Genomic DNA, 25,815 nt, shown 5'->3' on the forward strand with positions numbered 1-25,815 from the left:
AAGAACAAGCCGACCTAAATCGCCTCGCCCGCTGCCCTGGCCCGCGCTTCGCGATTGGCTTCGGCGGCGGGGACGAGGCGATAGGCGAGGATCGCGGCGGTCAGCGTGACCGGCACGACCACCAGCATCGACAGCACCCCCGTCGACAGGCTGCCCGAAAGCGTCGAAACACGCCCGGCCAGATAGGGGCCCATCGCCAGCCCGAGCAGGGTCGTGCCGATCAGGAAAGTCCCCGTCGCAGTGCCGCGCATCCGTGGCATCACCAGATCCTGCGTCGTCGCTGCCGCGGCACCCAGCGCGCAGCTGGCGCACGCCTGCGCCGGGAACAGCATCAGATAGAAGAGCGTGATGTTGCTCGTGCTGAACGCCGTCGCGATCGCCAGCGAGGGCACGACCGCGCCGAACATCACCACCATCAGCCGCCCGGCGGGGTTACGCTGCCGCAATCGGTCAGCGACCATCCCGCCGATCGTCACGCCGAGAAATCCGGACATCGCCCCCATGCCACCGATGATGAAGCCCGCTTCGGCTGGCGTCGCACCGAGCACGCGGATCGCATAGGGCGACGCCCAGAAGGACACGGTGTAGCTGAGGAAGGCGTTGAGGCCATAGGCGACCACGGTGAGCAGGAAAGCCGGATTGGCGACGATCAGCGCAAAGGTCGGCGGATCGCGGCGCTTGAGCGCGCTCGCCCAGGAAAAGACCGCATAGACGCCGATTCCGATCGCAATCCATTGCGGCGCCGGCTCGCCGAGCGCGACCAGGCCGTTCACCAGCCCCGCAATCAGCGCCAGCCCGGCGACATTGCGGGCAAAGGCAGCCGCGCCGCCCTGCGCCGCGCCGATCAGCGTGAAAGGCGGCACGATCGTGACGAGTTCGTTGAGGAAAGCGCGAAACGGCGCCGGGTGCGGCGGCGGCGCTGGCAGCCCTTCGGACTGGCCGCGCGTCGGCTCGCGCAAGGTGAAGATCAGCAGCGCGAGCAACAGGCCGGGAATGCCGACGATCAGGAATGCCGCCTGCCACCCCGCCAGCCCCAGCGGGCCGCCGTCCGGATAGGCCTTGTTCCAGCTCCGCACGATCAGCCCGCCGATGCCGAGCGAAATGCCGCCGCCGACGTAAAGCCCTGCCGAATAAATGGCGAGCGCAGTGGCGCGCAGCCGCTTCGGGAACCAGTCCGAAATCAGCGAATAGGCTGACGGGGCGGCGGTCGCCTCGCCAATACCGACGCCGATTCGGGCACCGGCGAGCGCAATGCCGCTGCGCGCGAACCCCGACAGCGCGGTCATCGTCGACCAGAGCGCGAGGCCGAAGGTCATCAGCCGGACGCGGTGCCAATTGTCGGCGAGCCGCCCGAGCGGAATGCCGAACAGCGCGTAAAACACGCCGAAAGCGGTGCCGTAGAGGAAGCCGAGATCCTCGTCGCGCAGCTGCAGGTCGCGTTTTATGTCTTCGGCCAAGATCGAAATGATCTGCCGGTCGATGAAGTTCAGAACGTAAACGATGAACAGGATCGCGAGCACATACCAGGCATAGGGCGGTGTCCTTGGCTCTGTGCCCGCCGCTGTACCCGCCGATGATGTGTCCATGTCCGCTCCCGTCTGTTTTGTTCGGACCGTCGGGCTAGCAGAGCCAAGCAGGCGAGCGAAAGGCTTTTGTCGGCACGACTTGGTCAGCCGAGCGGCCAGCGCTCGACGATGTCATAGGCCGATCCGCCGCTGCCGAGGTGGCTTTCGAACAGGATCAGATGCGGCAGCGTGAACCCGTCGCTGCTCATTGCTGCGTGGCGGGCAAGAAAGGCATTGATCGCCGGACCGCTGCCTTGCGACCGCGCGAGCCGCGCCAGCGTGACGTGCGGCACGAACGCGCGTCCCTCTGGCGGCAGGCCGATCGAGACCAGCGCCCGGTCGACCTTGCGGTGCAGGGCCGCAAGCGGCTCGGCCGGGCGCACCCCGGCCCATAATGTGTCGGTGCGGCCGTCACGCTCGAACCGGCCGACGCCGGCGATCGCAACCTCGGGCGCCGGCGCGTGCACTCTTGCCAGCGCCACCACGACATCATCGGCGAGTCGGCCATCGACTTCGCCGATGAATCGCAGCGTCAGGTGGAGCTGATCATCACGCTGCCAGCGCGCACCCGGGACATCGGCCATCGCCGCAAGCAGCAGCGACCGGATCGCGGGCGGCGGTTGCAAGCCGATGAAAAGCCGATGCATTATTGGTGAATCCCAAGGAATTTTGCACCGTTACGCGGCGCTGAACCATTCATAGCTCGTTAAGAGTCTGAAAACGCCTTCCTTTTACATCTTGCGCGAAGGCTATGCCGGTGCCGGTTTCGCTTGAAAGATGCCGGTGAAACGCCGATATTCGTAACAACCGGCATTGGGCCGGTCAAAGGAGTTGGTTCACAATGGCAAATTGGTCTGATCCCCGGCCGGACGCCGCCGCATGGGGGGCTAGCGCCGCCGCGCGTGGCGCTGCGTACGATGCGGGGCTGCGGTCCTACATGCTGTCGGTCTATAACTATATGGCCTCGGCGGTGCTGCTCACCGGTATCGTGGCGCTGGGCTTTGCCGCAAGCGGGCTGGCCGAACAGATCTTCGTGACGATGCCGATCGTCGGCTTCATTCTGAAGCTTGCGCCGCTCGGTTTCGTCTTCGCGCTCAGCTTCGGCCAGGCACGGATGTCGCCCGCGACGCTGCAGGCGATGTTCTGGGGCTTTGCAGTGGCGATGGGCCTGTCGCTGTCCACGATCTTCCTGCAGTACACGGGTACGTCGATTGCGGGCGCGTTCTTCGCAACCGCGGCGGGCTTTGCGGGGCTTAGCCTTTACGGCTACACCACGAAGCGCAACCTGACCGCGCTGGGCAGCTTCCTGATCGTCGGCCTGATCGGCCTGATCGTCGCGAGCCTGATCAACGTGTTCCTGCAGTCGGGCCCGCTGTCGCTCGTCATCAGCGTGATCGGCGTGCTGATCTTCGCCGGCCTGACGGCTTACGACACGCAGCGCACCAAGGCGCTCTATGCCGAAGTCGCGGGGACCGAGTGGGAAAGCCGCAGCATCATCATGTCGGCGCTCAACCTGTACCTCGACTTCATCAACATGTTCCTGTTCATCCTGCGCCTGTTCGGCAGCAGCCGCGACTAAGCGACAGGCGAACAGATCGTCCTCAATGGCCCGGCGGAGCGATCCGCCGGGCCTTTTCATGTGCGGCGCAACGCCCCCAAGCCATTGGTTACAAAAGTTACGATCGAAGCTTTTTGTGCGGCACAGCGTAATCTAATTGCATCGTCTGTGCAGATATGATGATTTCTGGTCGGCGGACGGTGAACGTCAACATGGCGTTAACCAACCGCCGGGCATGATGCCCGTATCAATTTGGAGCCGATTGGACGACGACATGAGCGCAAGGATGAAGCCGGCCGCCGGGGCAGTGGCCATCGCCGAGATGAAGGAATTCGCAGGGTTCGCAGCCGCGACCCAGCGCTATGTCCGGCGCTCGCTCGACATCGGCCTCGACCGCGAAGACGCCCTCCAGCGCTGGTCGCGCGACGTGGTCGAAGCTGCCAGCATCCGCGCGCAATACCGGCTGTACGACCGTTTGCCGGACATCCGCGCGACCGTGCCGACCGAAAGCGGGCTCGATCGCGTCGATGCCTTTCTCGGCCAGCTCGTCACGCTCAGCGCATTCGATCTCGGTCAAGCGCGGCTGACGAGCTTTTCGGCCTATCGCTTCCTCTATGAACGGCTGATCGGCGCGCAGGTCCGCCCGTGGCTGCCCGCGGCCTTCTGCGCCGCCGCCGCGATGCCGCATCTCCAGCCCGACATGCGCCGCAAGCTGCTCCAGTCGATCAGCGAAGCCGCCGCAACTGCACAGGGCTGGTCGACGCGCGAGCCCGCATTCTTCCCCTATTGGGTCGAAAAGGTCGATTCAGCGGCGATGCACTAAGCGCGCTTTGCGCCGCTCAGTGGTTCGGCGGTAACGGGATAGCCCGCGTTTTCGGGAATGCAGAGATAGTCGGCGCCGCCGCGCGCCTCGGTCCACGGCGTGATCATCGGCGTACTGTGCAGCATCGCGTCCGCCACAGCCTCGTCGAAACTGGCAAAGCGCGCGAGCCGCTCGAGGTTGCGCCGCGTCGGGAAGATGATCGTCGCGCGCCCGGCATCGGCATCGTCGAGCACGGCCTGCGCGCTCGCCCAGAACACGCGGGTATTCTCGGTCGCATCGACGACCGGCTCGGCGGCGCCTGTGGGCAGGCTGGCGACAAAGAACATCGTGTCGAAAATTCGCATATTGGCATGGCGCGGGCACCAGCGCGCAAAGGGCGTCAGCGCCGCCGGATCGAGCCGCAGCCCGTGCGCGTCGAGCAGCCTGGCGAACGGCGCGCCGTGGTGGAGCCCGGCACGGATCGCGGCCAACTGCACGGCGTCCGGCATCGGGGCGATGCCGACCGCAATCCCGGCTTCCTCGATCATTTCGCGAATTGCGGCGATGCGGGCAGCGCCATGCTCGTCGCCGGGCAGGTCGCGCAGCGCGTGCGCGCGGTCCTCGGCATCGACGCGCCCGCCCGGAAACACCAAAGCGCCGCCGGCAAAGGCCATCGCCGCCGCGCGTTCGACGATCAGCAGTTCGGGCGGTCCGCCCGCGCAGGCGCGAAACAGGACCAGCGTGGCGGCCGGGATCGGATCGGCGTAAACCTCATCGGACATGGCGCCACCCTTAGGCGCGCGGGCGGGCGCGTCCAGCGGCTTTCGCGTCAGGCTGCGAGCGCGAGCCGGTCGCGACCGCCGGCCTTGGCGCGGTACAGCGCCTCGTCGGCGGCGCGCATCAACTGCAGGCGCGACGATGTCGGCGTGATTTCAGCAATCCCTGCGCTGACGGTTACCGTCACTTCGGCGCCGCTGGGCGCGCGCGTGACGTCGCCGGCGATCGCCCGGCGGACGCGGTCGCAAATCTGGGTCGCTTCCTCGATCGTTGTGCCTTCGAGGATCAGCCCGAACTCCTCGCCACCGAGCCGGGCGACATGATCATTGGCGCGGACCGTGCGCTGCGCAGCCGCAGCAAAGGTTTCCAGCACCAGATCGCCAACCGAATGGCCATGGGCATCGTTGACGCGCTTGAAATAGTCGATGTCGAACAGCGCGATGCAACCATAGCTCTTGTTCTGTCGCCGGTCGTCGATCTTGCGGTCGAGCAGCGTGTCGAAGCGGCGGCGGTTGGCGAGGCCGGTCAGCGGATCGGTCGAGGCAGCATGCGCCAGCTTCAGTTCCAGCGCCTTGCGGACCGACACGTCGCGGATCGCGCTGACCCAGCCCGAAAGCTCGCCGTTATCGTCGAAGGTGCCGCGGGTATGCGCTTCGTACCAGCGCGATTCGCCCGATGCGGCTCGCGCGCAATATTCGACCGTCGTCGGACTGCCTGCGCGGCCGTGCGCGTGATTGACGGCAGCGCGCATCGTCCCCGGGTCGGGACCGCAAGCAAGATTCTGCGGCATGTGCCCGATCATTTCCGCGCCGTCGAACCCGGTGACTTCGCGCGCCGAGGGCGACGCATAGGTAATGACCCCCGACCGATCGAGCGTAACGATCAGATCGGTCGAGCTTTCGGTGATCAGCTTGTAGCGCGCTTCGCTTTCGTGCAGCCGCCGGAACACGTCACGCCGCTGCGCGAGTTCGGCCGCAACCGGCAGCACCGTCAGCACGGTGATGGCCATGTAGAATTGGAACAGCCGCGCATGATCGGCAGCCGATCCGTCGACAAGATTGACCGGACCCTGGCCGCTGGTCGTCAGCACTGCGCCGACCATCGCCAGGATCACGACCGCCACCGCACTGCCGACCTGTTCAAGCCGGAAGGTGATCACCATCAGCGGCAGGATCGGCAGGAACAGCAGCGGCACGGTCGAAACGGTGAACACCAGCCAGCTGAATCCCGCCATCACGGCCATCAGTATCGCTGCCTCGGCCCGGTTGGCGGGCGTTGCCGAGCGCAGCCAGCGCGCGAACTCGCCGCGCAGCAGCAGCACCATCACCGGGGTGAACGTCAGCGTGCCGAGCCCGTGCCCCAGCAGCCACGAGCGGAACTCCGTGCCGAAGGGCCGGTCGACCGACCACGCCGCGATGGCCGCGCCCGGCAACCCGGCGATGGCGGGCGCGGCCAGCCCCGCGACCAGCGCGAACGCAATGATGCCGTCCGACGATTGAAGAAACGAATTGGCGCGCCGCAACCGCCGCAGCAGGGTCGCAGCGATCAGCGCTTCACCGACGTTGACGAACGCGAGCGGAACGGCAAGCACGAGCCCGAAGCCGAACAGGCTGGTGGCAACGACGCTTGCGATCAGGCAGGCGGCAATCGTCGCACGGCGGCGGGCGCGATCGGCAGTGCATAGTTCGGCGATCAGCAATGCCGTCGCGATCCACATATTCGCTAGTCCGCCATCGAAGCGGGTGAGCAGGATCATCGACGATGCGGCAACGAAATAGCCGACGCCGATCCATATGGCCCGGGGCCATACCGACTGTCCAACGTCGTTCGCCGGGATCGCGCGAAACTTCATCGGCCATTCTGTAACGCGCGATGGTTAAGCTATTCTTTGAAAGACGCGAATTGGCTAGAGTGCACGCGTTTGGGGCGATCCGGCACCACAGCGACGGGGAACGACGCGTGATCTACATTCTGCTCAATCTGCTGCCGATCGCGGTGGCGACCGCTGTCGGGCTCGGGATCGGCTATGCGTGGCGGATGACCTTGGGCAGCGGCGGGCGGATGGGGGCGGGCATGGTCACGCTTGCCGCACTCGGCGAATTCTGGCTGGCCGCAATTCTGGCGGGTGCGCTGATCCTCGCGCCGCCCAAGGCCGATCCCTGGATCATGGCGATCGGCAGCGCGGTGGTGATCTGGGCGGGGTTCGTGCTGCCGGCGGTCGCGATCACCCTTGCCCATCGCGGCGTTGCGGCGCGCGGCGTTGTGACCGATGCGCTCCACTGGCTGGTCGTGATGACCCTGCAGGCGGTGCTGATGAAGGCAATCGGCCTTGTCCCGCCGCCGCCCGGCAGCTAGCGCGCGGTCGCCTCGACCCGCAGCGTCGCCAGCGCGGCGAGTGCCATCACAACCGCGGCGAACGCCATCGTCCAGATCGGGTCGCCGGGGAACCACGCCTTCATGATCGACCCCATCACGGTGGATACCAGCAATTGCGGGATGACGACGAAGACGTTGAACAGCCCCATGTAAACCCCGAGCTTAGCCTGCGGCAGCGACGAGGCGAGGATCGCATAGGGCATCGCGAGGATCGACGCCCAGGCAATGCCGATGCCGACTTCGCTAATCAGCAGCAGTTCGGGCGTCCGGATGACGAAAAAGCTCGCATAGCCCGCCGCGCCGCACAGCAGCCCGATCATGTGCGTGCGGACTTGCCCCACCGACCGCGCGAGCAGCGGCAGCAGCGTGAGCGCGGCAATCGCGGCAACGCCGTTATAGGTCGCAAACAGCACATCGACCCAATTGCCCGCGCGCTGGAATGCCTCGCTCGATGAATCGGTCGTCCCGAAGCTGTATTGCGCGACGATCGGGGTGGTGTTGATCCACATGATGAACAGCGCCGACCAGCTGAAGAACTGGACGAGCGCGAGCCGCTTCATGAGCGTCGGCATGCCCGAAAAATCACCGACGATATGGCCGAGCATCGACGCGCCGCGACCGGCGCGCGCAAGCTGGATCGCGACGATGCTGGCAATGCCATAGGCAATCAGCAAGGCGCCGAGCAGATACATTTCCTGTTGCAGGGCAAAGCGATAGACGAACAGCAGCACGGCGGCGCCGGCGGCCATCCACGCAAAGCTGCTCGTCAGCGTGCGCGCGGCGAGCAGGCGGATGGTGTCGCCGTGCTCGGTGTCGTCCGCGCCGTGGAACGCGGCCATTTCGTCGGGGCTGTACTCGCGCGTCGTCACGACGGTCCAGACGACGGCGAGCAACAGCGCGGCACCGCCGAACCAGAAAGCGTAGCGGACCGTGTCGGGGATCGTGCCCGCCGCCGCCGAATTGGCGACTCCCGCCCATTCGAGCAGCTTGGGGAAAATCGAGCCCACCACCGCGCCCGCACCGATGAACGCGGTCTGCACGGCATAGCCGGTCGCATGTTGCTCCTTGGGCAACATGTCGCCGACAAACGCGCGGAACGGCTCCATCGAGATGTTGAGCGAAGCGTCGAGCACCCACAGCATGAACGCCGCGAACAGCAGCGCGGGCGCAAGCGGCATTACGAACAGCGACAGCGCGGCAAGGATCGCGCCGGTCAGGAAATAGGGCCGCCGCCGCCCGAGCGCGCCGAGCCAGGTACGATCGGACATGTGCCCGATGATCGGCTGGATCAGCAGCCCCGTCAGCGGGGCGGCGACCCACAGCGCCGGCAGCTTGTTCAGAATGTCGGGGTCATCGGGCGACAGCGTCTGGAAAATGCGGCTCATGTTCGCGTTTTGCAGCGCAAAACCGATCTGGATGCCGAAGAATCCGAACGAGATGTTCCACAGCCCAATGGCTGACTGGCGTGGCCGCTCGCGCACCTGCTCTCCCCCGATGTCGTTTTTGTTGCACCAAGCGTGGCAGGGGCGGCGCGGCGCGGCAATCCCGCTGCCGACTGAATTCGAATGCGAAAAATACGGTTCGGTGCCGCCCCCGGGTCAGCCCTCGCTCGATCGCCGCACGACGAGACGACCGGGCAGAGTGACGCTCGCCACCGGCTCGCCGCGGATCAGCGCGAGCAGCGTGTCGACCAGCATTTCGCCCGCCGCGAGATAGTTTTGCGCGATCGTCGTCAGCGGCGGATGGGTGAGGCTGGCTGCCGGAATATCGTCGAAGCCGACCACGGCGACGTCGCCCGGCACGCTCAGCCCCGCCTTCTCTAGCGCGGCGAGCGTGCCGATCGCGATCGTATCCGATGCCGCAAAGATCGCGTCGAACGCCGCCCGCCGCGCGATCAGCGCCTCGACGGCGTCAAACCCCGCCTGTTGCGTGTTGAGCGCGTCGACAACCAGCAGCGGATCGGGCTCGACCCCTGCATCGCGCTGGGCCATGCAACTGCCGCGATAGCGATCGTTGAATTCGGGATAATGGCTCGACGCATCGCCGATGAAAGCGATCCGGCGGCGCCCGCCCGCGATCAGATGCGCGGCGGCATCGCGCCCGCCCGAGAAATTGTCGCAGCCGATGACGGTGCCCGGCTCGCCCGCCTGCACCGATCCCCAGCGGACGAAATGGGTGCGCTGCGCGATCAGCATGTCAAGCCGCGCGCGATACTCCTCATAATCGCCATAGCCGAGCAGGATGATGCCGTCGGCCTTGTGGCTGTCTTCATAAGCGACATGCCAGTCGCTCGACATCTGCTGGAACGATGTCAGCAGGTCGTAACCGCGCAATGCGCAGGTCCGCGTGATCATCCCCAGCATCGACAGGAAGAAGGGATTGATCAGCGACTGGTCGGGCGTCGGATCCTCGAAGAACAGCAACGCCAGCGTGTTCGACTGGCCGCGCCGCAACGACGAGGCGTTCTTGTCGACGGTATAGTTAAGCTGGCGGGCGATTGCCTCGATCCGCTTGCGCGTCGCTTCGCTGACCGACGGGCTGCCTGACAGCGCGCGCGACACCGTCGGCTGCGACACGCCGGCCAGTTGCGCGATATCGAATGACGTGGGTTTTTCCTTCATGCCGCGGCGCGGCGCCTCTCCCGATGTCGCCGGTTATCCGGTCATGAGCAAAGGCTAATCCCCGCCAAGGAACGGGGGAAGGGGCATATTGAATACGTATGTAACATTATTGGCTTTGTGGCCGCGCGGCCACATTCAGGCAGCCGACGAATTTTGGGGCGCAGTGCGCTTCGATCAACACGGTCCGCAGCTACCGTCAAAAACGGAGCGGGGCCATTAGGAGGGGCAACAAGAAAATGATCCGCAGCAAATCCGCTTTGGCCGAGAAATCGATGCGCGTCGGTCTGCGCGCCTTGGCGATCGGCCTGATGGCAACGACTGCCTCCGCCGCATTTGCGCAGGCTTCGCCGGCCCCGGCCGAGGATGCCACCGCGACCGACAAGGACGACGTCGTCGTCACTGGCTTCAAGCGCTCGCTCGAAAGCGCGACCAATACCAAGAAAAAGAACGACCAGATCCTCGAATCGGTCACTGCCGAAGACATCGGCAAGCTGCCGGACGCATCGATCGCTGAATCGATCGCGCGCCTGCCCGGCATCACCTCGCAGCGGCTGAACGGTCGCGCCAACGTCATCTCGATCCGCGGCTTCGGTCCCGACCTGTCGACGACGCTGCTCAACGGGCGCGAACAGACGTCGACCGGCGACGCGCGCGCCGTCGAATTCGACCAATATCCCTCGGAAGTCATCAGCCAGGTCGTTGTTTACAAGACGCCGGTCGCTTCGCTGATCGGTCAGGGTCTGGCCGGCACCGTCGACATCCGCACGATCCGCCCGCTCGACGTGAAGAAGCGCGTGCTTGCCTTTGGTGCGCGCGGCATCAATACCGATCTGGGCAAGCTCAACGCCGGGTCGACCGAGTTCGGCTATCGCGTGAACGGCACTTATGTCGACCAGTTCTTCGACAACACGCTCGGCGTCGCGCTGGCGGCATCCTATGTCGACGAACCCTATCAGGTGCAGGAATTCAACAGCTGGGGCTATGCCGGTAACGGCACGGCGGGCAGCCCCTATCTGATCGGCGGCAACCGCTCGTTCGTGCGGTCGACGCAGCTCAAGCGTTTCGGCTTCGTCGGCACGGTTCAGTGGCAGCCGCGCCCCGAACTGACGTTCACCGCCGACGGCTTCTATTCGGACTTCAAGGATAACCAGATCGGGCGCGGGATCGAACTGCCGCTCGGCTTCGGCGGTGGCTTCAACGTCACTGGTCCCGTCAACACGACGGTTCAGAACGGCATCGTGACGTCGGGCACTTTCAACAATGTGCGTGGCGTCATCCGCAACGACCCGGCAGAGCGCAATGCCCAGCTGTCATCCGCGGGCTTCAACGCCGCGTGGAAGGGGAATGACGGCTGGAGCGCCTTCTTCGATTTCGGCTATTCGCATGTCGACCGCAACGAGCTGATCTTCGAAAGCTATTCGGGCACGGGCTTCAACGGTGACGATGCGCGGCCGGGCTTCCCGCTGGGCACGAGCCCTGCGGACTCGATCGGCTTCAACCTGCGGACCTCGGGCGCATTTTACACGAGCCGGCTCAATTACAGCGATCCCAATGTGGTGCGGCTCACCGACCCGCTCGGCTGGGGTGGTGGCACGGTGCCGCAGGCGGGTTATTACAACAACCGCATCGTCCAGGACGATCTCCAGCAATATCGTTTGCAGATCGAGCGTGATTTCGGCAGCGACTTCTTCATCAAGTCGGTGCAGTTCGGCCTCGGCTATATCGACCGCGGCAAGTCGCTGGTGCCCGACGAATTCCTGATCCGGCTCGCCAATGGCGCAACGTCGTTGCCGATCCCCAACCAGTTCCTGCAGGCGCCGACGCAGCTCAGCTACCTCGGGCTCGGCCCGGTCGTCAGCTATGATCCGCGCCAGCTGCTGGCCGCGGGCGTGCTGACGCTCGAGCGCAACACGTCGAACGACATTCCGGCCAAGGCCTATCAGATTTCCGAAAAGCTGATGCAGGCCTATATTCAGGGCAATCTGCAGGGCCATCTGGGATCGGCGGACATCTCGGGCAATTTCGGCCTGCAGATCGTCACGACCACCCAACGGTCGACGGGCCTTGTGTTCCCCAATGGTCAGCGCCAGCAGGTCAGCCTGGGCGCGAGCTACACTGATCTGTTGCCGAGCTTCAACATCACCGCGCGCTTCCCGAATGACTGGGTGGTCCGCTTTGCGGCGGCTCGCGAAATTCAGCGTCCGCGCCTCGACGACCTGCGTGTTGCGATCGCCTATGGTTATAACAACGCCTCGGGCCTGATCGAAGGCAGCGGCGGCAACCCGCTGCTCCAGCCCTACCGCGCCAACGCGTTCGATCTGAACTTCGAAAAATACTTCGGCGGCAAGGGCTTCATCGCAGTCCAGCTGTTCTACAAGCAGATCGAGAACTTCATCTTCGGTGGCCGGTTCCTGTTCAACTATGCGGGCCTGCCAACGCCGGTGAATACGCCGGCCAATGCGCCGACGATCGGTATCCTGAACGCGCCGGTCAACACGCGCGGCGGCGAGATCTATGGCGCCGAACTGTCGACGACAGTGCCGTTTGAGGTCATCACGCCAGCGCTCACTGGCTTTGGTGTCACCGGTGGCGCGGGCTATAGCATCTCGCGCATCCGCAACGATCAGGGCCAGATCCAGTCGATCCCGGGCTATTCGAAGTGGACGGCCAGCGGCACCTTGTTCTGGGAAGACAAGGGCTTCTCGGTGCGCGGCAGCGTCCGCTACCGCTCGGGCTTCCTGGCCGAAGTGTCGGGTTTCGGCGCCAACCGCGAAACGCGGACGGCCGTGCCCGAGACGATTGTCGACGCTCAGGTCGGCTATGACTTCGGCAAGGTCGGGCCGCTGGCGGGTCTGTCGGTGTTCTTCCAGGCGCAGAACCTGACCGATGAACGCTTTGCGACGATCATCAACGGCCAGCCGCTGCTGGTGCGCGATTATCAGATCTATGGCCGCCGCTATTACGCTGGGGCCTCCTTCAAGTTCTGATGATCCTGGTCTACGATCCCCCTGCTGCCGCGCAGCAGGGGGCGTAACGCGCAGAAAAAGAGTGTGGTGATGAACGAGGCCATCCGCCGAAATATCGTCATCATCGGTGGCGGCACGGCGGGCTGGATGGCGGCAGCGGCGCTCGCGCGCTTCGTCGGCCAGAGCAGCAAGATCACCCTGATCGAATCGGACGAGATCGGCACCGTTGGTGTCGGCGAAGCGACGATTCCGCAGCTCAAACTGTTCAATGCCGGGCTGGGGATCGTCGAGGCGGATTTTGTCCGCGCGACGCAGGGGACGTTCAAGCTCGGCATCGAATTCGCCGGCTGGAACGGTGCCGACAGCCGCTACATCCACGCATTCGGCGCGGTCGGGCGCCCGCTCGGACTGCTGCCCTTCCATCATTATTGGCTGCGGCATCGCGCCCAGGGCGGTGCAGCGTCGCTGTGGGACTTTTCGTCCGCCGCCCAAGCCGCCGCGCGCAGCCGCTTCGCACCGCCCGCCGACGCGCCGGGGCAATTGCCTAGCGGCTATGACTATGCGTTCCACTTCGATGCCGGGCTCTATGCCGCGTTCCTGCGCCGCTATGCCGAAGCGCGCGGCGTGGTGCGGACCGAGGGGCGGATCGGCGAAGTGCGTCTCCGACCGGAGGACGGCTCCGTCGAAGGCGTGACGCTCGCAAGCGGCCAGCGCGTCGATGGCGATCTTTTCATCGACTGCTCGGGCTTTCGCGGACTGGTGATCGAGCAGGCGCTGGGCGCGGGCTATGAGGATTGGTCGCACTGGCTGCCATGCAACCGCGCGCTCGCCGTGCCGTGCACGCGCGTCGCGCCGCTGACGCCGTTCACGCGCGCCTCGGCTCGCGATGCCGGGTGGCAGTGGCGGATTCCGCTCCAGCACCGCACCGGCAACGGCTATGTCTATTGCAGCGATTTCATCAGCGACGATGCCGCCGCCGACACGCTGCTCGCCAATCTCGACGGTGCCCCGCTTGCCGATCCGCGCCCGCTGAAGTTCGTGACCGGCAAGCGCAAGGCTGCCTGGGTCAAGAATTGCGTCGCGCTGGGGCTGGCGGCGGGCTTCATGGAGCCGCTCGAATCGACTTCGATCCATCTGGTGCAGGCGGGGATCGCGCGGTTGCTGCAACTCTTCCCGACGGCGGGCTTCGACGCGGCCGACATCGCCGAATTCAACCGCCAGACCGATTTCGAATGGCGCGCGATCCGCGATTTCCTGATTCTCCACTATCACGCCAATGCCCGCGAAGGCGCTTTCTGGGCGGCGTGCCGCGACATGGCGATCCCGGACAGCCTTGCCGCCAAGCTCGAACTGTTCCGCGCGAACGGGCGGCTGTTCCGCGAGCATGAGGAATTGTTCACCGAAGTCGGCTGGCTGCAGGTGCTGATCGGGCAGGGCGTGATGCCCGCCGGTCACCATCCGCTCGCCGACCAGCTTTCCCCCCAGGAGCTTGCCGAATTCATGAGCCTCGCCAAACGCCATGTCGACCAGGTGGTGGGGCGCTTGCCCGATCACGCCGATTTCATCGCGCGCCATTGCGCCGCCGATCAGCAGGTGGCGGCATGATCCGGCGCTGGCTGCTCGGCGCCCTGCTCGCCGCCACGACCGCGCCCGCGATCGCGCAGGATTATCGCGCGCGGCTGCCCGAGGATGAAGTGATCTATTTCGTGCTGCCCGACCGCTTCGAAAACGGCGATCCGGCGAACGACAAGGGCGGGCTGAGCGGTGATCGGCTGACGACGGGCTTCGATCCGGCCGCCAAGGGCTTCTACCATGGCGGCGACCTGAAGGGGCTGATCAAGCGGCTCGATTATATCCAGCATCTGGGTGTCACCGCGATCTGGGTCGGCCCGATTTTCAAGAACAAGCCCGTTCAGGGGCCGCCCGGCAACGAATCATCGGGCTACCATGGCTATTGGATCACCGATTTCACGCAAGTCGACCCGCATCTGGGTTCGAACACTGATTTCAAGGCGCTCGTCGATGCTGCGCACGCGCGCGGCATCAAAATCTACATGGATATCATCGTCAACCACACCGCCGATGTGATCAAGTATCGCGAATGCGTGCCCGACCGGAATTGCCCTTATCGATCAAAGGCAGATTTCCCCTTTTCGCGGCGCGGCGGCGTGACGGGGCCGGCGATCAATCCGGCTTTTGCAGGCGATGCCGTGCAGACGCCGGACAATTTCGCCAAGCTGACCGACCCGAGCTACGCCTATACGCCATACCTGCCCAAGGGCGAGGAACATGCCAAGACGCCTGATTGGCTCAATGACATGACGCTCTATCACAATCGCGGGGATTCGGTGTGGACCGGCGAGAGCGTCACTTACGGCGACTTTTCGGGGCTCGACGATGTCGCAACCGAACACCCCAAAGTCGTCGCCGGCATGATTGACATCTTCGGCGACTGGATCGACCGCTTCGGCATCGACGGTTTCCGCATCGATACCGCCAAGCATGTGAACCCTGAGTTCTGGCAAGCATTCGTGCCCGCGATGCAGGCGCGCGCGAAGGCGAAAGGCATTCCCAATTTCCATATCTTCGGCGAAGTCGCGACCGGCGAGTTCGACCCCGCGCTGCTCGCACGCCATACGCGGGTCGACAAGCTCCCTGCGGTGCTCGACTTCGGCTTCGCGGTCGGCGTCGCGAAGGCGGTCGCGGAGGGCAAAGGCACCGACATTCTTGCCGAATTGTTCGCCGATGACGCGCTCTACGAAGGCGGCGCCAATGCCGCGCGGACGTTACCGACTTTCCTCGGCAACCATGACGCAGGGCGGTTTTCGACCTTCGTGCGACAGTTGAGCCCGAAGGCTGATGCGGCCGAGCAACTCGCGCGGGTAAAGCTCGCGCATGCGATGCTGCTGACGTTGCGCGGCGTGCCGACGATCTATTCGGGCGACGAACAAGGCTTTGTCGGTGATGGTGGCGATCAGGACGCGCGCGAGGATTTGTTCGCGTCGAAGGTCGCAAGCTACAACGACAATGTCCTGCTCGGCACGAAATCAACGACGGCGCAGGCCAATTTCGACGAGGCGCATCCGCTGTACCGGCTGATCGCCGATCTCGCGAAACTGCGGGTCGCGCATCCGGCGCTGACGCGCGGGCGCACGGTGGTGCGCGCGGCGAGCCAGCAAGCGGGACTGTTCGCCGTTTCGCGGATCGACGCAGCGAGCGGCGAAGAGGTGCTGCTCGTTTTCAACACCGACACCAAGCCGCTCAGCGCCAATGTCGCGATCGACCCGGCGACCAGCCGCTTGACCGGCCTGCGCGGCGCCTGCCCTGCGGCGCCGACTGCACCCGGCAGCGTCGCGGTAAAGCTCGCCCCCCTCGACTTCATGATCTGCAAGGCGGAACGACCCCAGTGAACGACGCGCTTGCCAGACAGCCCCGCCCTCGATTGACGCGCGAATGGTGGCGCGGGGCGACGATCTATCAAGTCTATCCGCGATCTTTCGCCGATTCGAACGGCGACGGCATCGGCGACCTGCCCGGCATTACCGCGCGGCTCGACCATATCGCCTCGCTCGGCGTCGATGCAGTGTGGCTGTCGCCCTTCTTCCCGTCGCCGATGAACGATTTCGGCTATGACGTGAGCGATTATTGCGACGTCGACCCGATCTTCGGCACGCTCGCCGATTTCGATGCCCTCGTCGCGCGTGGGCACGAACTCGGGCTCAAGATCATCATCGACCAGGTCTATGCCCACACGTCGGACCAGCACGGCTGGTTTACCGAGAGCCGCAGCGACCGCAGCAATGCGAAGGCCGACTGGTATGTCTGGGCCGATGCCAAGCCCGACGGGTCGCCGCCCAGCAACTGGCAGTCGGTGTTCGGCGGCCCGGCGTGGACGTGGGACGCGCGGCGGCGGCAATATTACATGCACAATTTCCTGAGCAGCCAGCCGCAGCTGAACGTGCACAACCCCGATGTGCAGCAGGCGCTGCTCGACACCGCGGCCTTCTGGCTCGATCGCGGCGTCGATGGCTTCCGCGTCGATGCGATCAACTTTGCGATGCACGACCCGGCGCTGACCGACAATCCACCGGCGCCACCCGGCAATGGCCTGCGCACCCGGCCGTTCGATTTCCAGCTCCACATCCACAACCAGTCGCACCCCGACATTCCGTTGTTCATCGAACGGCTCCGCGCGCTGCTCGACAGCTATGGCGAACGCTTCACCGTCGCCGAAGTCGGCGGCACCGACAGCGACGGCGAGATGAAGGCGTTCACTGCCGACGATCGTCGCTTCAATTCGGCCTATGGTTTCGACTTCCTCTATGCCGACCGGCTGACCCCGGCGCTGGTGCGCGAGGCAGCCGAACGCTGGCCCGAGGCGCCCGGAATCGGCTGGCCGAGCTGGGCGTTTTCGAACCATGACGCGCCGCGCGCCGTCTCGCGCTGGGCGCCGCCGCACGCGCGCGATGCCTATGCGCGGATGGCGATGCTGTTACTGCTGTGCCTGCGCGGCGATGTCTTCATCTATCAGGGCGAGGAACTGGGGCTGCCGCAAGTCACGATCGGCTATGACGATCTGAAGGATCCCGAGGCGATCGCCAATTGGCCGCTGACGCTCGGCCGCGACGGCGCGCGCACGCCGATGCCGTGGTGCCCCGACAGCGCCGGGCTGGGCTTCAGCGCGGCCAAGCCGTGGCTGCCGATCGGCGAGGAGCATGCCGCGCTCGCGGTCGGCGTGCAGGAGCGGCAGGAAACGTCGATGCTCGCGCTGACCCGGCGGCTGGTCGCGCTCCGCCAGTCGAGCGACGCGCTGCTGCTCGGAGAGATGCATGTGGTGGCGGCCGCCGACAATGTGCTCGCGTTCGAGCGCGCGGTGGCGGGCGAGCGGCTGCTGTGCGTCTTCAATCTGGGCGAGGCGCCAGTCGACTGGCGCCCCGCGCAACCCGGTGCGTGGCGGGTGATCGAATCGGTGGGTGCGGTGGACGACTGGCGGCTCGGCGGCTTTGCCGGGCTGGTCGCGCGCCATGTTGCGTAACGGGAGAGTGATGATGTGGCAGCGGTTGATGATGGCACTGGCGGCGATGCTGCTGGTCGGTGGCCCCGCGCTGGCGCAGGACAAGCCGGTCGCCGAGGCAAGCTCGCCGGGCAATGTCGTGTCCGCGGCGCTGTTCGTCGATGGCGACGGGCGCGTGCTCTACACGATCAACCGGCGCGGCAAGCCCGTCGTCAGCCCCTCGCGGCTCGGCTTCCTGTTCACCGATCAGCCGAAGATCGAGCGCAACCTGATGTTCGTCTCGGCGAGGACGCGCGATGCCGACGGGACTTGGGAACAGCCGTGGGGCGAATGGCGCACGATCCGCAACCATTTCCGCGAGCTGACGGTGCGCTTCAAGGACAAGGGCACGCTTGGCCGGCAATTCGATGTCGTCTTCCGGCTCTATGACGACGGCGTCGGCTTTCGCTACGAATTCCCCGAGCAAGCCGCGCTCAAGACCGCCAATATCGCCGACGAGCTGACCGAATTCGCCTTTGCGAGTGGCGGGACGGCGTGGTGGAAGCCCGCCTTCCTGTGGAATCGCGAGGAATATCTCTACAACAAGACGCCGCTGTCGGCGGTCGGCACGGCCGATACGCCGGTGACGATCAAGCTCGACGACGGGACCTATGTCGCGCTCCACGAAGCCGCGCTGGTCGATTATTCGGGCATGGCGGTCGCGCGGACGGAAGGGAACACGCTGCGTGCGGCGCTGACGGCGGGGGCAGGGCGCCCGAAGGTGACGCGAACCGGCGCGTGGCACACCCCGTGGCGCACGCTGATCCTCGCCGATGATGCACCGGGCATCTACATGAGCCACCTGATGCTCAACCTGAATGAGCCCAACAAGCTTGGCGACATGAGCTGGTTCAAGCCCGGCAAGTTCGTCGGCGTGTGGTGGAACATGATCAAGGGCGAATGGAGCTGGGCCCGCGGGCCGAAGCACGGCGCGACCACCGCCAACGTTAAGCGCTACATCGATTTCGCTGCCGCCAACGGCATTCCCAATGTGCTGGTCGAAGGCTGGAATGTCGGCTGGGACGGCGACTGGTTCGGCAATGGCAATGACATGAACTTTGCCCAGCCAACGGCGGATTTCGACGCTGACGCGCTCGCGGCTTATGCCAAGGCCAAGGGCGTGCGGCTGATCGGCCATCACGAGACTGGCGGGTCGGCAAGCCATTATGAGAACCAGTTCGACGCGGCCTTCAAATTCGCCGCCGATCACGGCGAGATGGTCGTGAAGACCGGCTATGTCACCGACGCCGGCCAGATCGAGCGCGTCGACGCCGACGGCACGAAGTTGCGCGAGTGGCACGAAGGCCAGTGGATGGCGAACCACCACATCCGCGTGCTCGAGGCGGCGGCGAAGTACAAGGTCGCGATCGACAGTCATGAGCCGATCAAGGGCACCGGCCTGCACCGCACCTATCCAAATTGGGTCGCGCGCGAAGGATCGCGGGGCATGGAATATAACGCCTGGGGCGGCAAGAACCCGCCCGAGCATGAAGCGAACCTGGTGTTCACGCGCATGCTCGAAGGGCCGATGGATTTCACCCCCGGCGTGCTGAGCCTGAAGGGGCAGAATGACAGCGACATCCTGTCGACCGAAGCCAAACAGCTTGCGCTCTACGTGGTGCTCTACTCCCCCGTCGTGATGGCCGCCGACACGCCCGAAAATTACGCGCAGCACATGGCGGCGTTCCAGTTCATCAAGGACGTGCCCACCGACTGGGACGACACGCGGATGCTTGCGGGCGAACCGGGCGATTATGCCGTGATCGCGCGTAAGGTGCGCAGCGGGGCGGACTGGTTCCTGGGTGCGGTCGGCGACGAGGAAGCACGGACGCTGACGGCGAAGCTCGATTTCCTCGATCCCGGCAAGACCTATGTCGCGCAAATCTATCGCGACGGCCCGGACGCCGACTATCGCACCGACAAGCGCCATGCGATCGTCATCGAAAGCCGCAAGGTCACCGCCGCCGACACGCTGACGCTGGCGCTGGCGCCGGGCGGCGGGCAGGCAATCCGCTTCGTGGCGCCGAGGGGCAAGAAATGATCCGGTCGCTCATTCTCCTCGTCGCACTGCTGTTCGCGGCACCCGTCGCGGCGAAGAAGGCGCCGGTTGCCGCAACCGGGAACTTTGTCGAGCTGCCCAAGGTCGCTTCGACCAATCTGGTCGAGCCGGCGCATGTCACGATCTGGCTGCCGCCCGGCTACGCCAGGGGCAAGGCGCGCTGGCCGGTGATCTACATGCACGACGGCCAGAACGTGTTTTTCCCCAAGCGCTCGGGCTATGACAAGGTCTGGGCGGCCGACAAGGCAATGCTCAAGCTGATCGCCGATGGCGAGACCAAGGGCGCGATCATCGTCGCGGTCGATCACCAGAAGGCGCGATCGCGGCAATATTACCCGCAAGCGCTTTACCCGCTGCTCCCGGCCTGGGCGAAGGCCGATGCCGACCAGTTCAATCAGGGGCCGATTTATTCGGACGGCTATCTGCGCTTCCTCGTCGCCGAGCTGAAGCCGATGATCGACAAGCGTTACCGCACCTTGCCCGATCCGGCACACACCATGGTCGCGGGGTCGAGCATGGGCGGGCTAATCTCGCTCTATGCGATTACGCAGTATCCGAGCGTGTTCGGCGCCGCCGCCTGTGTGTCAACGCATTGGCCGCTGTCGAACCCGCCGCTCGCCGAAGCGCGGCGCGACGAACTGATCGCGCTTTGGGGTCGGTTTCTTACCGACCGGCTGGGGCCGCCCAATGGCCGCCGCATCTGGTTCGACCACGGCGACAAGACGCTCGACCAATTCTATGGCCCCTATCAGACCGCAGTCGATCGCACGCTGATCAACGTCGGCTGGCAGCCGCAGCGCGATTTCGAGGCGCGCAGCTATCCCGGCGCGGCGCATGAGGAAAATGCGTGGGCCGCGCGGCTGCCCGAAATCTTCGGCTGGCTGCTCGCCAAGGCACCCGAATGACGCAGCCGCGGATCGTCGTGCTGGGCGGCGGGACGGCGGGCTGGATGGCGGCCAATCTGTTCGCGCATGCGTGGCCGCGCGCGCAGGTGACGGTGATCGAAAGCCCCGACATCGGCATCATCGGCGTCGGCGAAGGATCGACGCCGCAGCTGAAGGCGTTCTTCGACCGGCTGGGGATCGCCGAGCGCGACTGGATGCCGGCGTGCAACGCGACCTACAAGACCGGTATTGCCTTTCACGGCTGGTCGGCGCGGGCGGGTTGCGAAAGCTATTTCCATCCCTTCCCGACCGCGCTCGACGTGCACACCGCCGAATCCTTCTTCAGCCACACGGTCGCGCGGCGGCAGGGGATTGATGCCGAAGCGCATCCCGATCGCTTCTACCTGCCTGCTCGCCTCGCCGCCGAGCAGCGCGGGCCGAAGCCGGCCGAGAATTTCCCCTTCGACGTCAGCTATGGCTATCACTTTGACGCCTATCTGGTCGGTGCCTTTCTGCGCGACCATGCGGTCGGGCGCGGCGTCGCCCATCTGCCGCTGCGCGTGACGGAAGTCCGGGTCGGCACCGACGGCAACGTCGCCGCGCTGGTGACTGAGGACGGGCAGGAGCTCCGCGCCGACCTGTTCGTCGACGCCAGCGGCTTCAGGAGCGTGATCGCGCAGGAAGCGCTCGGGGTGAAGTTCAGCTCATTCGCCGACAATCTGTTCAACGATTCCGCCGTGGTGATGCCCACCCCGCGCATGGGCGAGGCAATCAACGCGCATACCAAGGCGACCGCGCTGTCGGCGGGCTGGTGCTGGGACATTCCGCTGACCAACCGCACCGGCAATGGCTATGTCTATGCGTCGCGCTACCTGAGTGCCGAGGAAGCCGAGGCCGAGCTGCGGGCGCATCTCGGCCTGCCCGACGATGCGCCCGCGGCGCGTCATTTGAAAATGAAGGTCGGTCGCGTTGAGAATAGCTGGTCGGCCAATTGCCTGACGGTCGGGCTGGCGCAGGGTTTCATCGAGCCGCTCGAGGCGACTGCGCTGCACATCGTGCAGGCAACGGTCGAGGGATTCATCAATGCCTGGGCTGCGGGCGGCTTCACGCCGCGCCACCGTGACAGCTTCAACGCCGCGATCGCCGCGCGCTACGATGGCATCCGCGATTACATCGTCTGCCACTACCGCGTGAACCAGCGGCACGATTCGACCTATTGGCGCGACAATGCCGCCAACACGCATCTGTCGCACTCGCTCAAGGCGCTGCTGCATTGCTGGTTCAGCGGGGGCGATCTGACCGCCGAAGTCCTGCGCCAGCGGATCGAGGCCTATTATGCGCCGATGAGCTGGCACTGCCTGCTGTCGGGTTATGGCAGCTACCCGCCCGATACTGCCCTGCACGCGGCCGAGGGCGGCGCGGACATGGTGCAGATGGACGATTTCCTCGCGCGTTGTGCCAGCAACTTCGCGCCGCACCACCTGCAACTCGCCGCGCTCGGCTGATCTTCGAAGGACGTTTCATGGCCCTTGCCCCCAATGCCACGCCGACCGACGCCGCGAGCGAAGGCGTCAACGCGCCCGACCTGCAGCTGTTCGTGTTCGCGCTGTTCTTCATCTTCGGCGGCATCACCAGCCTGAACGACGTCATCATCCCGAAGCTGAAGGAGCTGTTCACGCTCAACAATTTCGAAGCGTCGCTGGTGCAAGTGTGGTTCTTCATTGCCTATGCCGTCGTCGGCATTCCAGGCGCCAAGCTGGTCAAGCGGATCGGCTATATGCGTGGGGCGGTCGCCGGGCTGGTGACAATGATCGCGGGCTGCCTGTTGTTCATCCCGGCGAGCCAGACTGCGACGTTCAGCGTGTTCCTGCTTGCCTATTTCGTGCTCGCAAGCGGCGTGGTGCTGGTGCAAGTGGTGTCCAACCCGCTCATCAGCCTGCTCGGCCCGCCGCGTACTGCGCCCAGCCGACTGACCTTCGCGCAGGCGTTCAACTCGCTCGGCACCACGATCTTTCCTTATTTCGGCGCGATCCTGATCCTGGGCAGCCTCGCCAAGGTTTCGGCGGACCAATTGTCGGGCGCTGAACTCAGTGCCTATCGCACGGCCGAGACGCAGGCGATCGTATCGGGTTATCTTGGTATTGCTGCCGCGCTGGCGGCGGTGGCGCTCGCTGTCTGGCTGTTCCGCAACCGCGTGCAGGGCGAACAGCATGAAGCCTCGAGCCTTGCGCAAGGGCTTGCCCTCCTCAAGCGCCCGCGGTTCGGCTTCGGCGCGCTGTGCATCTTCCTTTACGTCGGCGCCGAAGTCGCGGTCGGCAGCTTTCTGGTCGGCAATCTGATGCTCGCGGAATCGCTCGGCGCGTCGCAGCAGGACGCGGGCAAGCTCATCCCGGTCTATTGGGGGCTGGCGATGCTCGGCCGTTTCGCCGGGTCGGCGGTGCTGCGGGTGGTCAGCCCGGCCATGGTGCTCGCGTTCAACGCGATCGGCGCGGGCGTGCTCATTATCGTGTCGATTGCCACCACCGGCACCGTTTCGGGCTATGCGCTGCTCGGCGTCGGGCTGATGAACTCGATCATGTTCCCGGTGATCTTCACGCTGGCGAGCGAAGGCCTCGGCAAGCGCGCGGCCGACGGATCGGGGATCATCAACGTGGCGATCGTCGGTGGCGCCGTTATCCCGGCGCTTTATGGCTGGATGGCGGACCAGTCGGGCTTGCGGCTGGCGTTGATCCTGCCGATTGCCTGCTATGCGGTGATCGCTGCTTACGGCGTCTATGCCCGCCGCCCGGTAGCAGCATTGGCCTGATCGGCGGGAGTCGGGCGGGCAAGCGCCCGGCAGCCGCGCGCTGCACGAGCGATCGCGACCGTCAATCCGTGCCCACGGCCGCGGAAGGCCCGCTATCCGCTCCGATGCGTGCGTTTCGGGCGTTCGACATTGGCCATGGCTTGCAGCGATGCTAACCCTGCTCGCAACGCGAGGTGAGACAGATGTTGAAGCGGCTGCCGATTCTTATCACGCTCGCTGTCATCGTCTTTGCCTTTTTCTATTTTGACCTCGGGCAGTATCTGACCCTCGGCGCGCTGAAGGCGAGTCAGGCCGAATTTGCCGACTATTACCGGCAATCGCCGGTCGTCGTTATCATCGTCTTCTTTCTGGTTTATGTGGCGGTTGCCGGTGCGTCGCTGCCTGGTGCTGCGATCCTGACACTTGCGGCGGGGGCGCTGTTCGGGTTGGTGATCGGCACGGTGGTTGTCTCGTTCGCATCGTCGATCGGCGCGACATTGGCGTTTTTTGCATCGCGTTACCTGTTCCGGGATGCCGTGCGAGCGCGCTTTGGCAATCGGCTGCGCGCGATCGATGCCGGGGTGGCGCGAGACGGCGCCTTTTATCTGTTCACGCTCCGCTTGGTCCCGGCGTTCCCGTTCTTTCTGGTCAACCTGTTGATGGGGCTGACAACCATCCGCGCGCTGACATTCTATATCGTCAGCCAGCTCGGGATGTTCGCGGGAACGCTGGTGTTCGTCAATGCTGGTACCCAGCTGGCGCAGATCACGTCGCTGTCGAGCATTGCCTCGCCGGGCTTGATCGCGTCGTTTGTCGCGCTCGGCATCTTTCCCTGGATCGCCCGCGCGATTGTCGGCTGGGTAAAGGCCAGACAAGTCTATGCAAAATGGGCGCGACCGAAGCGATATGACCGCAACATGGTCGTCATTGGCGCCGGCGCTGGGGGGCTGGTGTCGGCCTATATCGCCGCGACCGTGAAGGCGAAGGTCACCATCGTCGAAGCGCACAAGATGGGTGGCGATTGCCTGAATTTCGGCTGCGTGCCCAGCAAGGCGCTGATCCGCAGCGCAAAGCTTGCGCATCAGATGCGCCACGGCAGCCACTATGGGCTCGCCGATCATGTTCCCGCCGTTCCGTTCCCCGCCGTCATGGCCCGGGTACAGCAAGTGATCCGCGATATCGAACCCCATGACAGCATCGAACGCTATACCGGGCTCGGCGTCGACGTCATCGAAGGCTATGCGACGATCGTCGATCCGTGGACGGTTTCGATCAAGCGCAACGACGGCGGCGAGCAGCGTTTGACGACGCGATCGATCGTCATCGCGGCCGGCGGCGCGCCGTTCGTTCCGCCGATTCCGGGGCTTGATACGGTCGACTTTGTCACCAGCGATACGATGTGGGACCGGTTCGCCGCGCTCGAGGCGCTTCCCGGCCGGATCGTCGTGCTCGGCGGCGGACCGATCGGGTGCGAATTGGCGCAAAGCTTTGCCCGGTTGGGCGCGCAGGTCACGCAGGTCGAAATGGCTTCGCGGATCATGGCGCGCGAAGACGCCGACGTGTCGACGCTGATCGAGGCGCGCTTCCGGGGCGAAGGGATCGATGTGCGAACCGGCACGCGCGCGGTGCGCTGCGAGCGGCGCGATACCGGCCAGTTCCTGATCGTCGAGGTGGCGGGCACCGAAGCCGAAATCGCTTTCGATTACCTTATCCTTGCGGTCGGGCGCGCCGCCCGGCTGACCGGCTATGGGCTTGAGGCGTTGGGGATCGAAACCGACAAGACCGTGATCACCAACGAATATCTGCAAACGCTTTATCCCAATATCTATGCAGCGGGCGATGTCGCCGGGCCGTATCAATTCACGCATGTCGCCGCGCACCAGGCGTGGTTTGCCGCCGTCAACGCGCTGTTTGGCCGGTTTCGCAAGTTCAAGGCCGATTACCGGGTCATCCCCTGGACCACTTTCACCGACCCCGAAGTCGCACGCGTCGGGTTGAGCGAGGCCGAAGCGACGGCGCAGGGAATTGCGCATGAAGTCGCGTCCTATCCACTTCACGAGCTCGATCGGGCGATCGCCGACAGCGCAACGACTGGCTTCATCAAGGTGCTCACCCCGCCCGGCAAGGACACCGTTCTGGGGGTGACGATCGTCGGAGAGCATGCCGGCGATCTGCTTGCCGAATATGTGCTGGCGATGAAGCACGGGCTGGGCCTGAACAAGATCCTGGGCACGATCCACACTTATCCGACACTGGCCGAAGCCAACAAATATGTCGCCGGCGAATGGAAGCGGGCACATGCGCCGCAGGGCATTTTGCGCTGGTTGGAGCGCTATCACAGCTGGATGAGAGGGTAAGCGATGTTGCGC

Annotated in this window: 18 protein-coding genes; 12 read left to right on the top strand and 6 right to left on the bottom strand. The window is 65.1% G+C overall.

Features of this window, described 5'->3' with window-relative positions; translation table 11 throughout:
- Positions 1-14: 14 nt before the first annotated feature.
- Positions 15-1,586 carry a spinster family MFS transporter gene (locus AX672_RS00480; protein WP_066646672.1) on the bottom strand — a complete coding sequence of 524 codons (1,572 nt, stop codon included), beginning with the start codon at positions 1,584-1,586 and terminating at the stop codon, positions 15-17.
- Positions 1,587-1,669: 83 nt separating this feature from the next.
- Positions 1,670-2,212 carry an RNA 2',3'-cyclic phosphodiesterase gene (gene thpR / locus AX672_RS00485; RefSeq protein WP_066646673.1) on the bottom strand — a complete coding sequence of 181 codons (543 nt, stop codon included), beginning with the start codon at positions 2,210-2,212 and terminating at the stop codon, positions 1,670-1,672.
- A gap of 194 nt (positions 2,213-2,406) precedes the next feature.
- Between thpR and AX672_RS00490 the strand changes: the two genes are divergently transcribed.
- Positions 2,407-3,144 (top strand): Bax inhibitor-1/YccA family protein, encoded by a 738-nt coding sequence (locus tag AX672_RS00490; RefSeq protein WP_066646677.1) that lies wholly within the window; start codon positions 2,407-2,409, stop codon positions 3,142-3,144.
- A 265-nt stretch (positions 3,145-3,409) separates the two neighbouring features.
- Complete coding sequence (locus AX672_RS00495) at positions 3,410-3,946, top strand: hypothetical protein (protein WP_443026225.1); 537 nt, start codon at positions 3,410-3,412, stop codon at positions 3,944-3,946.
- On the opposite strand, the gene AX672_RS00500 is transcribed toward AX672_RS00495, so the two are convergent.
- Both AX672_RS00500 and AX672_RS00505 read right to left on the bottom strand, forming a co-directional pair.
- Complete coding sequence (locus AX672_RS00500) at positions 3,943-4,707, bottom strand: NUDIX hydrolase (protein WP_066646680.1); 765 nt, start codon at positions 4,705-4,707, stop codon at positions 3,943-3,945. The genes AX672_RS00495 and AX672_RS00500 overlap by 4 nt on opposite strands.
- 47 nt (positions 4,708-4,754) lie before the next feature.
- A complete protein-coding gene (locus AX672_RS00505) occupies positions 4,755-6,554 on the bottom strand; it encodes a sensor domain-containing diguanylate cyclase (protein ID WP_066646682.1) in 1,800 nt (599 codons plus the stop codon).
- Between the two features lie 107 nt (positions 6,555-6,661).
- On the opposite strand from AX672_RS00505, the gene AX672_RS00510 reads away from it, so the two are divergent.
- Positions 6,662-7,057, top strand: a complete 396-nt coding sequence (locus AX672_RS00510) for a hypothetical protein (protein ID WP_066646854.1) — start codon at positions 6,662-6,664, stop codon at positions 7,055-7,057.
- Here AX672_RS00510 and AX672_RS00515 read toward each other — a convergent pair.
- Together AX672_RS00515 and AX672_RS00520 are read right to left on the bottom strand one after the other, a co-directional pair.
- The gene (locus AX672_RS00515) at positions 7,054-8,559 is read right to left on the bottom strand and encodes an MFS transporter (RefSeq protein WP_066646685.1); all 1,506 of its coding nucleotides are present in this window, start codon (positions 8,557-8,559) and stop codon (positions 7,054-7,056) included. The genes AX672_RS00510 and AX672_RS00515 overlap by 4 nt on opposite strands.
- Before the next feature lie 117 nt (positions 8,560-8,676).
- Positions 8,677-9,699, bottom strand: coding sequence for a LacI family DNA-binding transcriptional regulator (locus tag AX672_RS00520; RefSeq protein WP_066646687.1), 1,023 nt, complete (start codon positions 9,697-9,699; stop codon positions 8,677-8,679).
- Between the two features lie 236 nt (positions 9,700-9,935).
- Between AX672_RS00520 and AX672_RS00525 the strand changes: the two genes are divergently transcribed.
- The 9 genes from AX672_RS00525 to AX672_RS00565 all read left to right on the top strand — a co-directional run bounded on the left by AX672_RS00525 (position 9,936) and on the right by AX672_RS00565 (position 25,803).
- The gene (locus AX672_RS00525) at positions 9,936-12,686 is read left to right on the top strand and encodes a TonB-dependent receptor (RefSeq protein ID WP_202189193.1); all 2,751 of its coding nucleotides are present in this window, start codon (positions 9,936-9,938) and stop codon (positions 12,684-12,686) included.
- Positions 12,687-12,755: 69 nt separating this feature from the next.
- Positions 12,756-14,270 (top strand): tryptophan halogenase family protein, encoded by a 1,515-nt coding sequence (locus AX672_RS00530; RefSeq protein ID WP_066646697.1) that lies wholly within the window; start codon positions 12,756-12,758, stop codon positions 14,268-14,270.
- Positions 14,267-16,075, top strand: a complete 1,809-nt coding sequence (locus tag AX672_RS00535) for an alpha-amylase family glycosyl hydrolase (protein ID WP_066646701.1) — start codon at positions 14,267-14,269, stop codon at positions 16,073-16,075. Before AX672_RS00530 ends, AX672_RS00535 begins: the two co-directional genes overlap by 4 nt.
- Positions 16,072-17,700 carry an alpha-amylase family glycosyl hydrolase gene (locus AX672_RS00540; protein ID WP_066646704.1) on the top strand — a complete coding sequence of 543 codons (1,629 nt, stop codon included), beginning with the start codon at positions 16,072-16,074 and terminating at the stop codon, positions 17,698-17,700. Before AX672_RS00535 ends, AX672_RS00540 begins: the two co-directional genes overlap by 4 nt.
- A 13-nt stretch (positions 17,701-17,713) precedes the next feature.
- On the top strand, positions 17,714-19,759 hold the full coding sequence (locus AX672_RS00545; protein ID WP_066646859.1) for a glycoside hydrolase family 97 protein: 2,046 nt from the start codon (positions 17,714-17,716) through the stop codon (positions 19,757-19,759).
- On the top strand, positions 19,756-20,682 hold the full coding sequence (locus tag AX672_RS00550; RefSeq protein WP_066646712.1) for an alpha/beta hydrolase: 927 nt from the start codon (positions 19,756-19,758) through the stop codon (positions 20,680-20,682). Before AX672_RS00545 ends, AX672_RS00550 begins: the two co-directional genes overlap by 4 nt.
- Positions 20,679-22,166: a tryptophan halogenase family protein gene (locus AX672_RS00555; protein WP_066646715.1), complete on the top strand. Its 1,488-nt coding sequence runs from the start codon at positions 20,679-20,681 to the stop codon at positions 22,164-22,166. Before AX672_RS00550 ends, AX672_RS00555 begins: the two co-directional genes overlap by 4 nt.
- A 17-nt stretch (positions 22,167-22,183) precedes the next feature.
- Complete coding sequence (locus AX672_RS00560) at positions 22,184-23,467, top strand: sugar MFS transporter (protein ID WP_066646717.1); 1,284 nt, start codon at positions 22,184-22,186, stop codon at positions 23,465-23,467.
- A 182-nt stretch (positions 23,468-23,649) separates the two neighbouring features.
- Entirely contained in the window at positions 23,650-25,803 is a 2,154-nt protein-coding gene (locus AX672_RS00565) for an FAD-dependent oxidoreductase (protein ID WP_202189194.1), read from the top strand.
- The last annotated feature ends 12 nt before the right edge of the window (positions 25,804-25,815 follow it).

Source organism: Sphingomonas sp. CCH10-B3 (assembly GCF_001556185.1).
Lineage (GTDB): Bacteria > Pseudomonadota > Alphaproteobacteria > Sphingomonadales > Sphingomonadaceae > Sphingomonas > Sphingomonas aquatica.

Coding starts and splice junctions, on each gene's coding strand:
- AX672_RS00565 (WP_202189194.1), top strand. CDS start 23,650: ATGTTGAAGCGGCTGCCGATTCTTATCACGCTCGCTGTCATCGTCTTT.
- AX672_RS00555 (WP_066646715.1), top strand. CDS start 20,679: ATGACGCAGCCGCGGATCGTCGTGCTGGGCGGCGGGACGGCGGGCTGG.
- AX672_RS00545 (WP_066646859.1), top strand. CDS start 17,714: ATGTGGCAGCGGTTGATGATGGCACTGGCGGCGATGCTGCTGGTCGGT.
- AX672_RS00525 (WP_202189193.1), top strand. CDS start 9,936: ATGATCCGCAGCAAATCCGCTTTGGCCGAGAAATCGATGCGCGTCGGT.
- AX672_RS00490 (WP_066646677.1), top strand. CDS start 2,407: ATGGCAAATTGGTCTGATCCCCGGCCGGACGCCGCCGCATGGGGGGCT.
- AX672_RS00530 (WP_066646697.1), top strand. CDS start 12,756: ATGAACGAGGCCATCCGCCGAAATATCGTCATCATCGGTGGCGGCACG.
- AX672_RS00480 (WP_066646672.1), bottom strand. CDS start 1,586: ATGGACACATCATCGGCGGGTACAGCGGCGGGCACAGAGCCAAGGACA.
- AX672_RS00520 (WP_066646687.1), bottom strand. CDS start 9,699: ATGAAGGAAAAACCCACGTCATTCGATATCGCGCAACTGGCCGGCGTG.
- AX672_RS00535 (WP_066646701.1), top strand. CDS start 14,267: ATGATCCGGCGCTGGCTGCTCGGCGCCCTGCTCGCCGCCACGACCGCG.
- AX672_RS00505 (WP_066646682.1), bottom strand. CDS start 6,554: ATGAAGTTTCGCGCGATCCCGGCGAACGACGTTGGACAGTCGGTATGG.
- thpR (WP_066646673.1), bottom strand. CDS start 2,212: ATGCATCGGCTTTTCATCGGCTTGCAACCGCCGCCCGCGATCCGGTCG.
- AX672_RS00550 (WP_066646712.1), top strand. CDS start 19,756: ATGATCCGGTCGCTCATTCTCCTCGTCGCACTGCTGTTCGCGGCACCC.
- AX672_RS00495 (WP_443026225.1), top strand. CDS start 3,410: ATGAAGCCGGCCGCCGGGGCAGTGGCCATCGCCGAGATGAAGGAATTC.
- AX672_RS00500 (WP_066646680.1), bottom strand. CDS start 4,707: ATGTCCGATGAGGTTTACGCCGATCCGATCCCGGCCGCCACGCTGGTC.
- AX672_RS00560 (WP_066646717.1), top strand. CDS start 22,184: ATGGCCCTTGCCCCCAATGCCACGCCGACCGACGCCGCGAGCGAAGGC.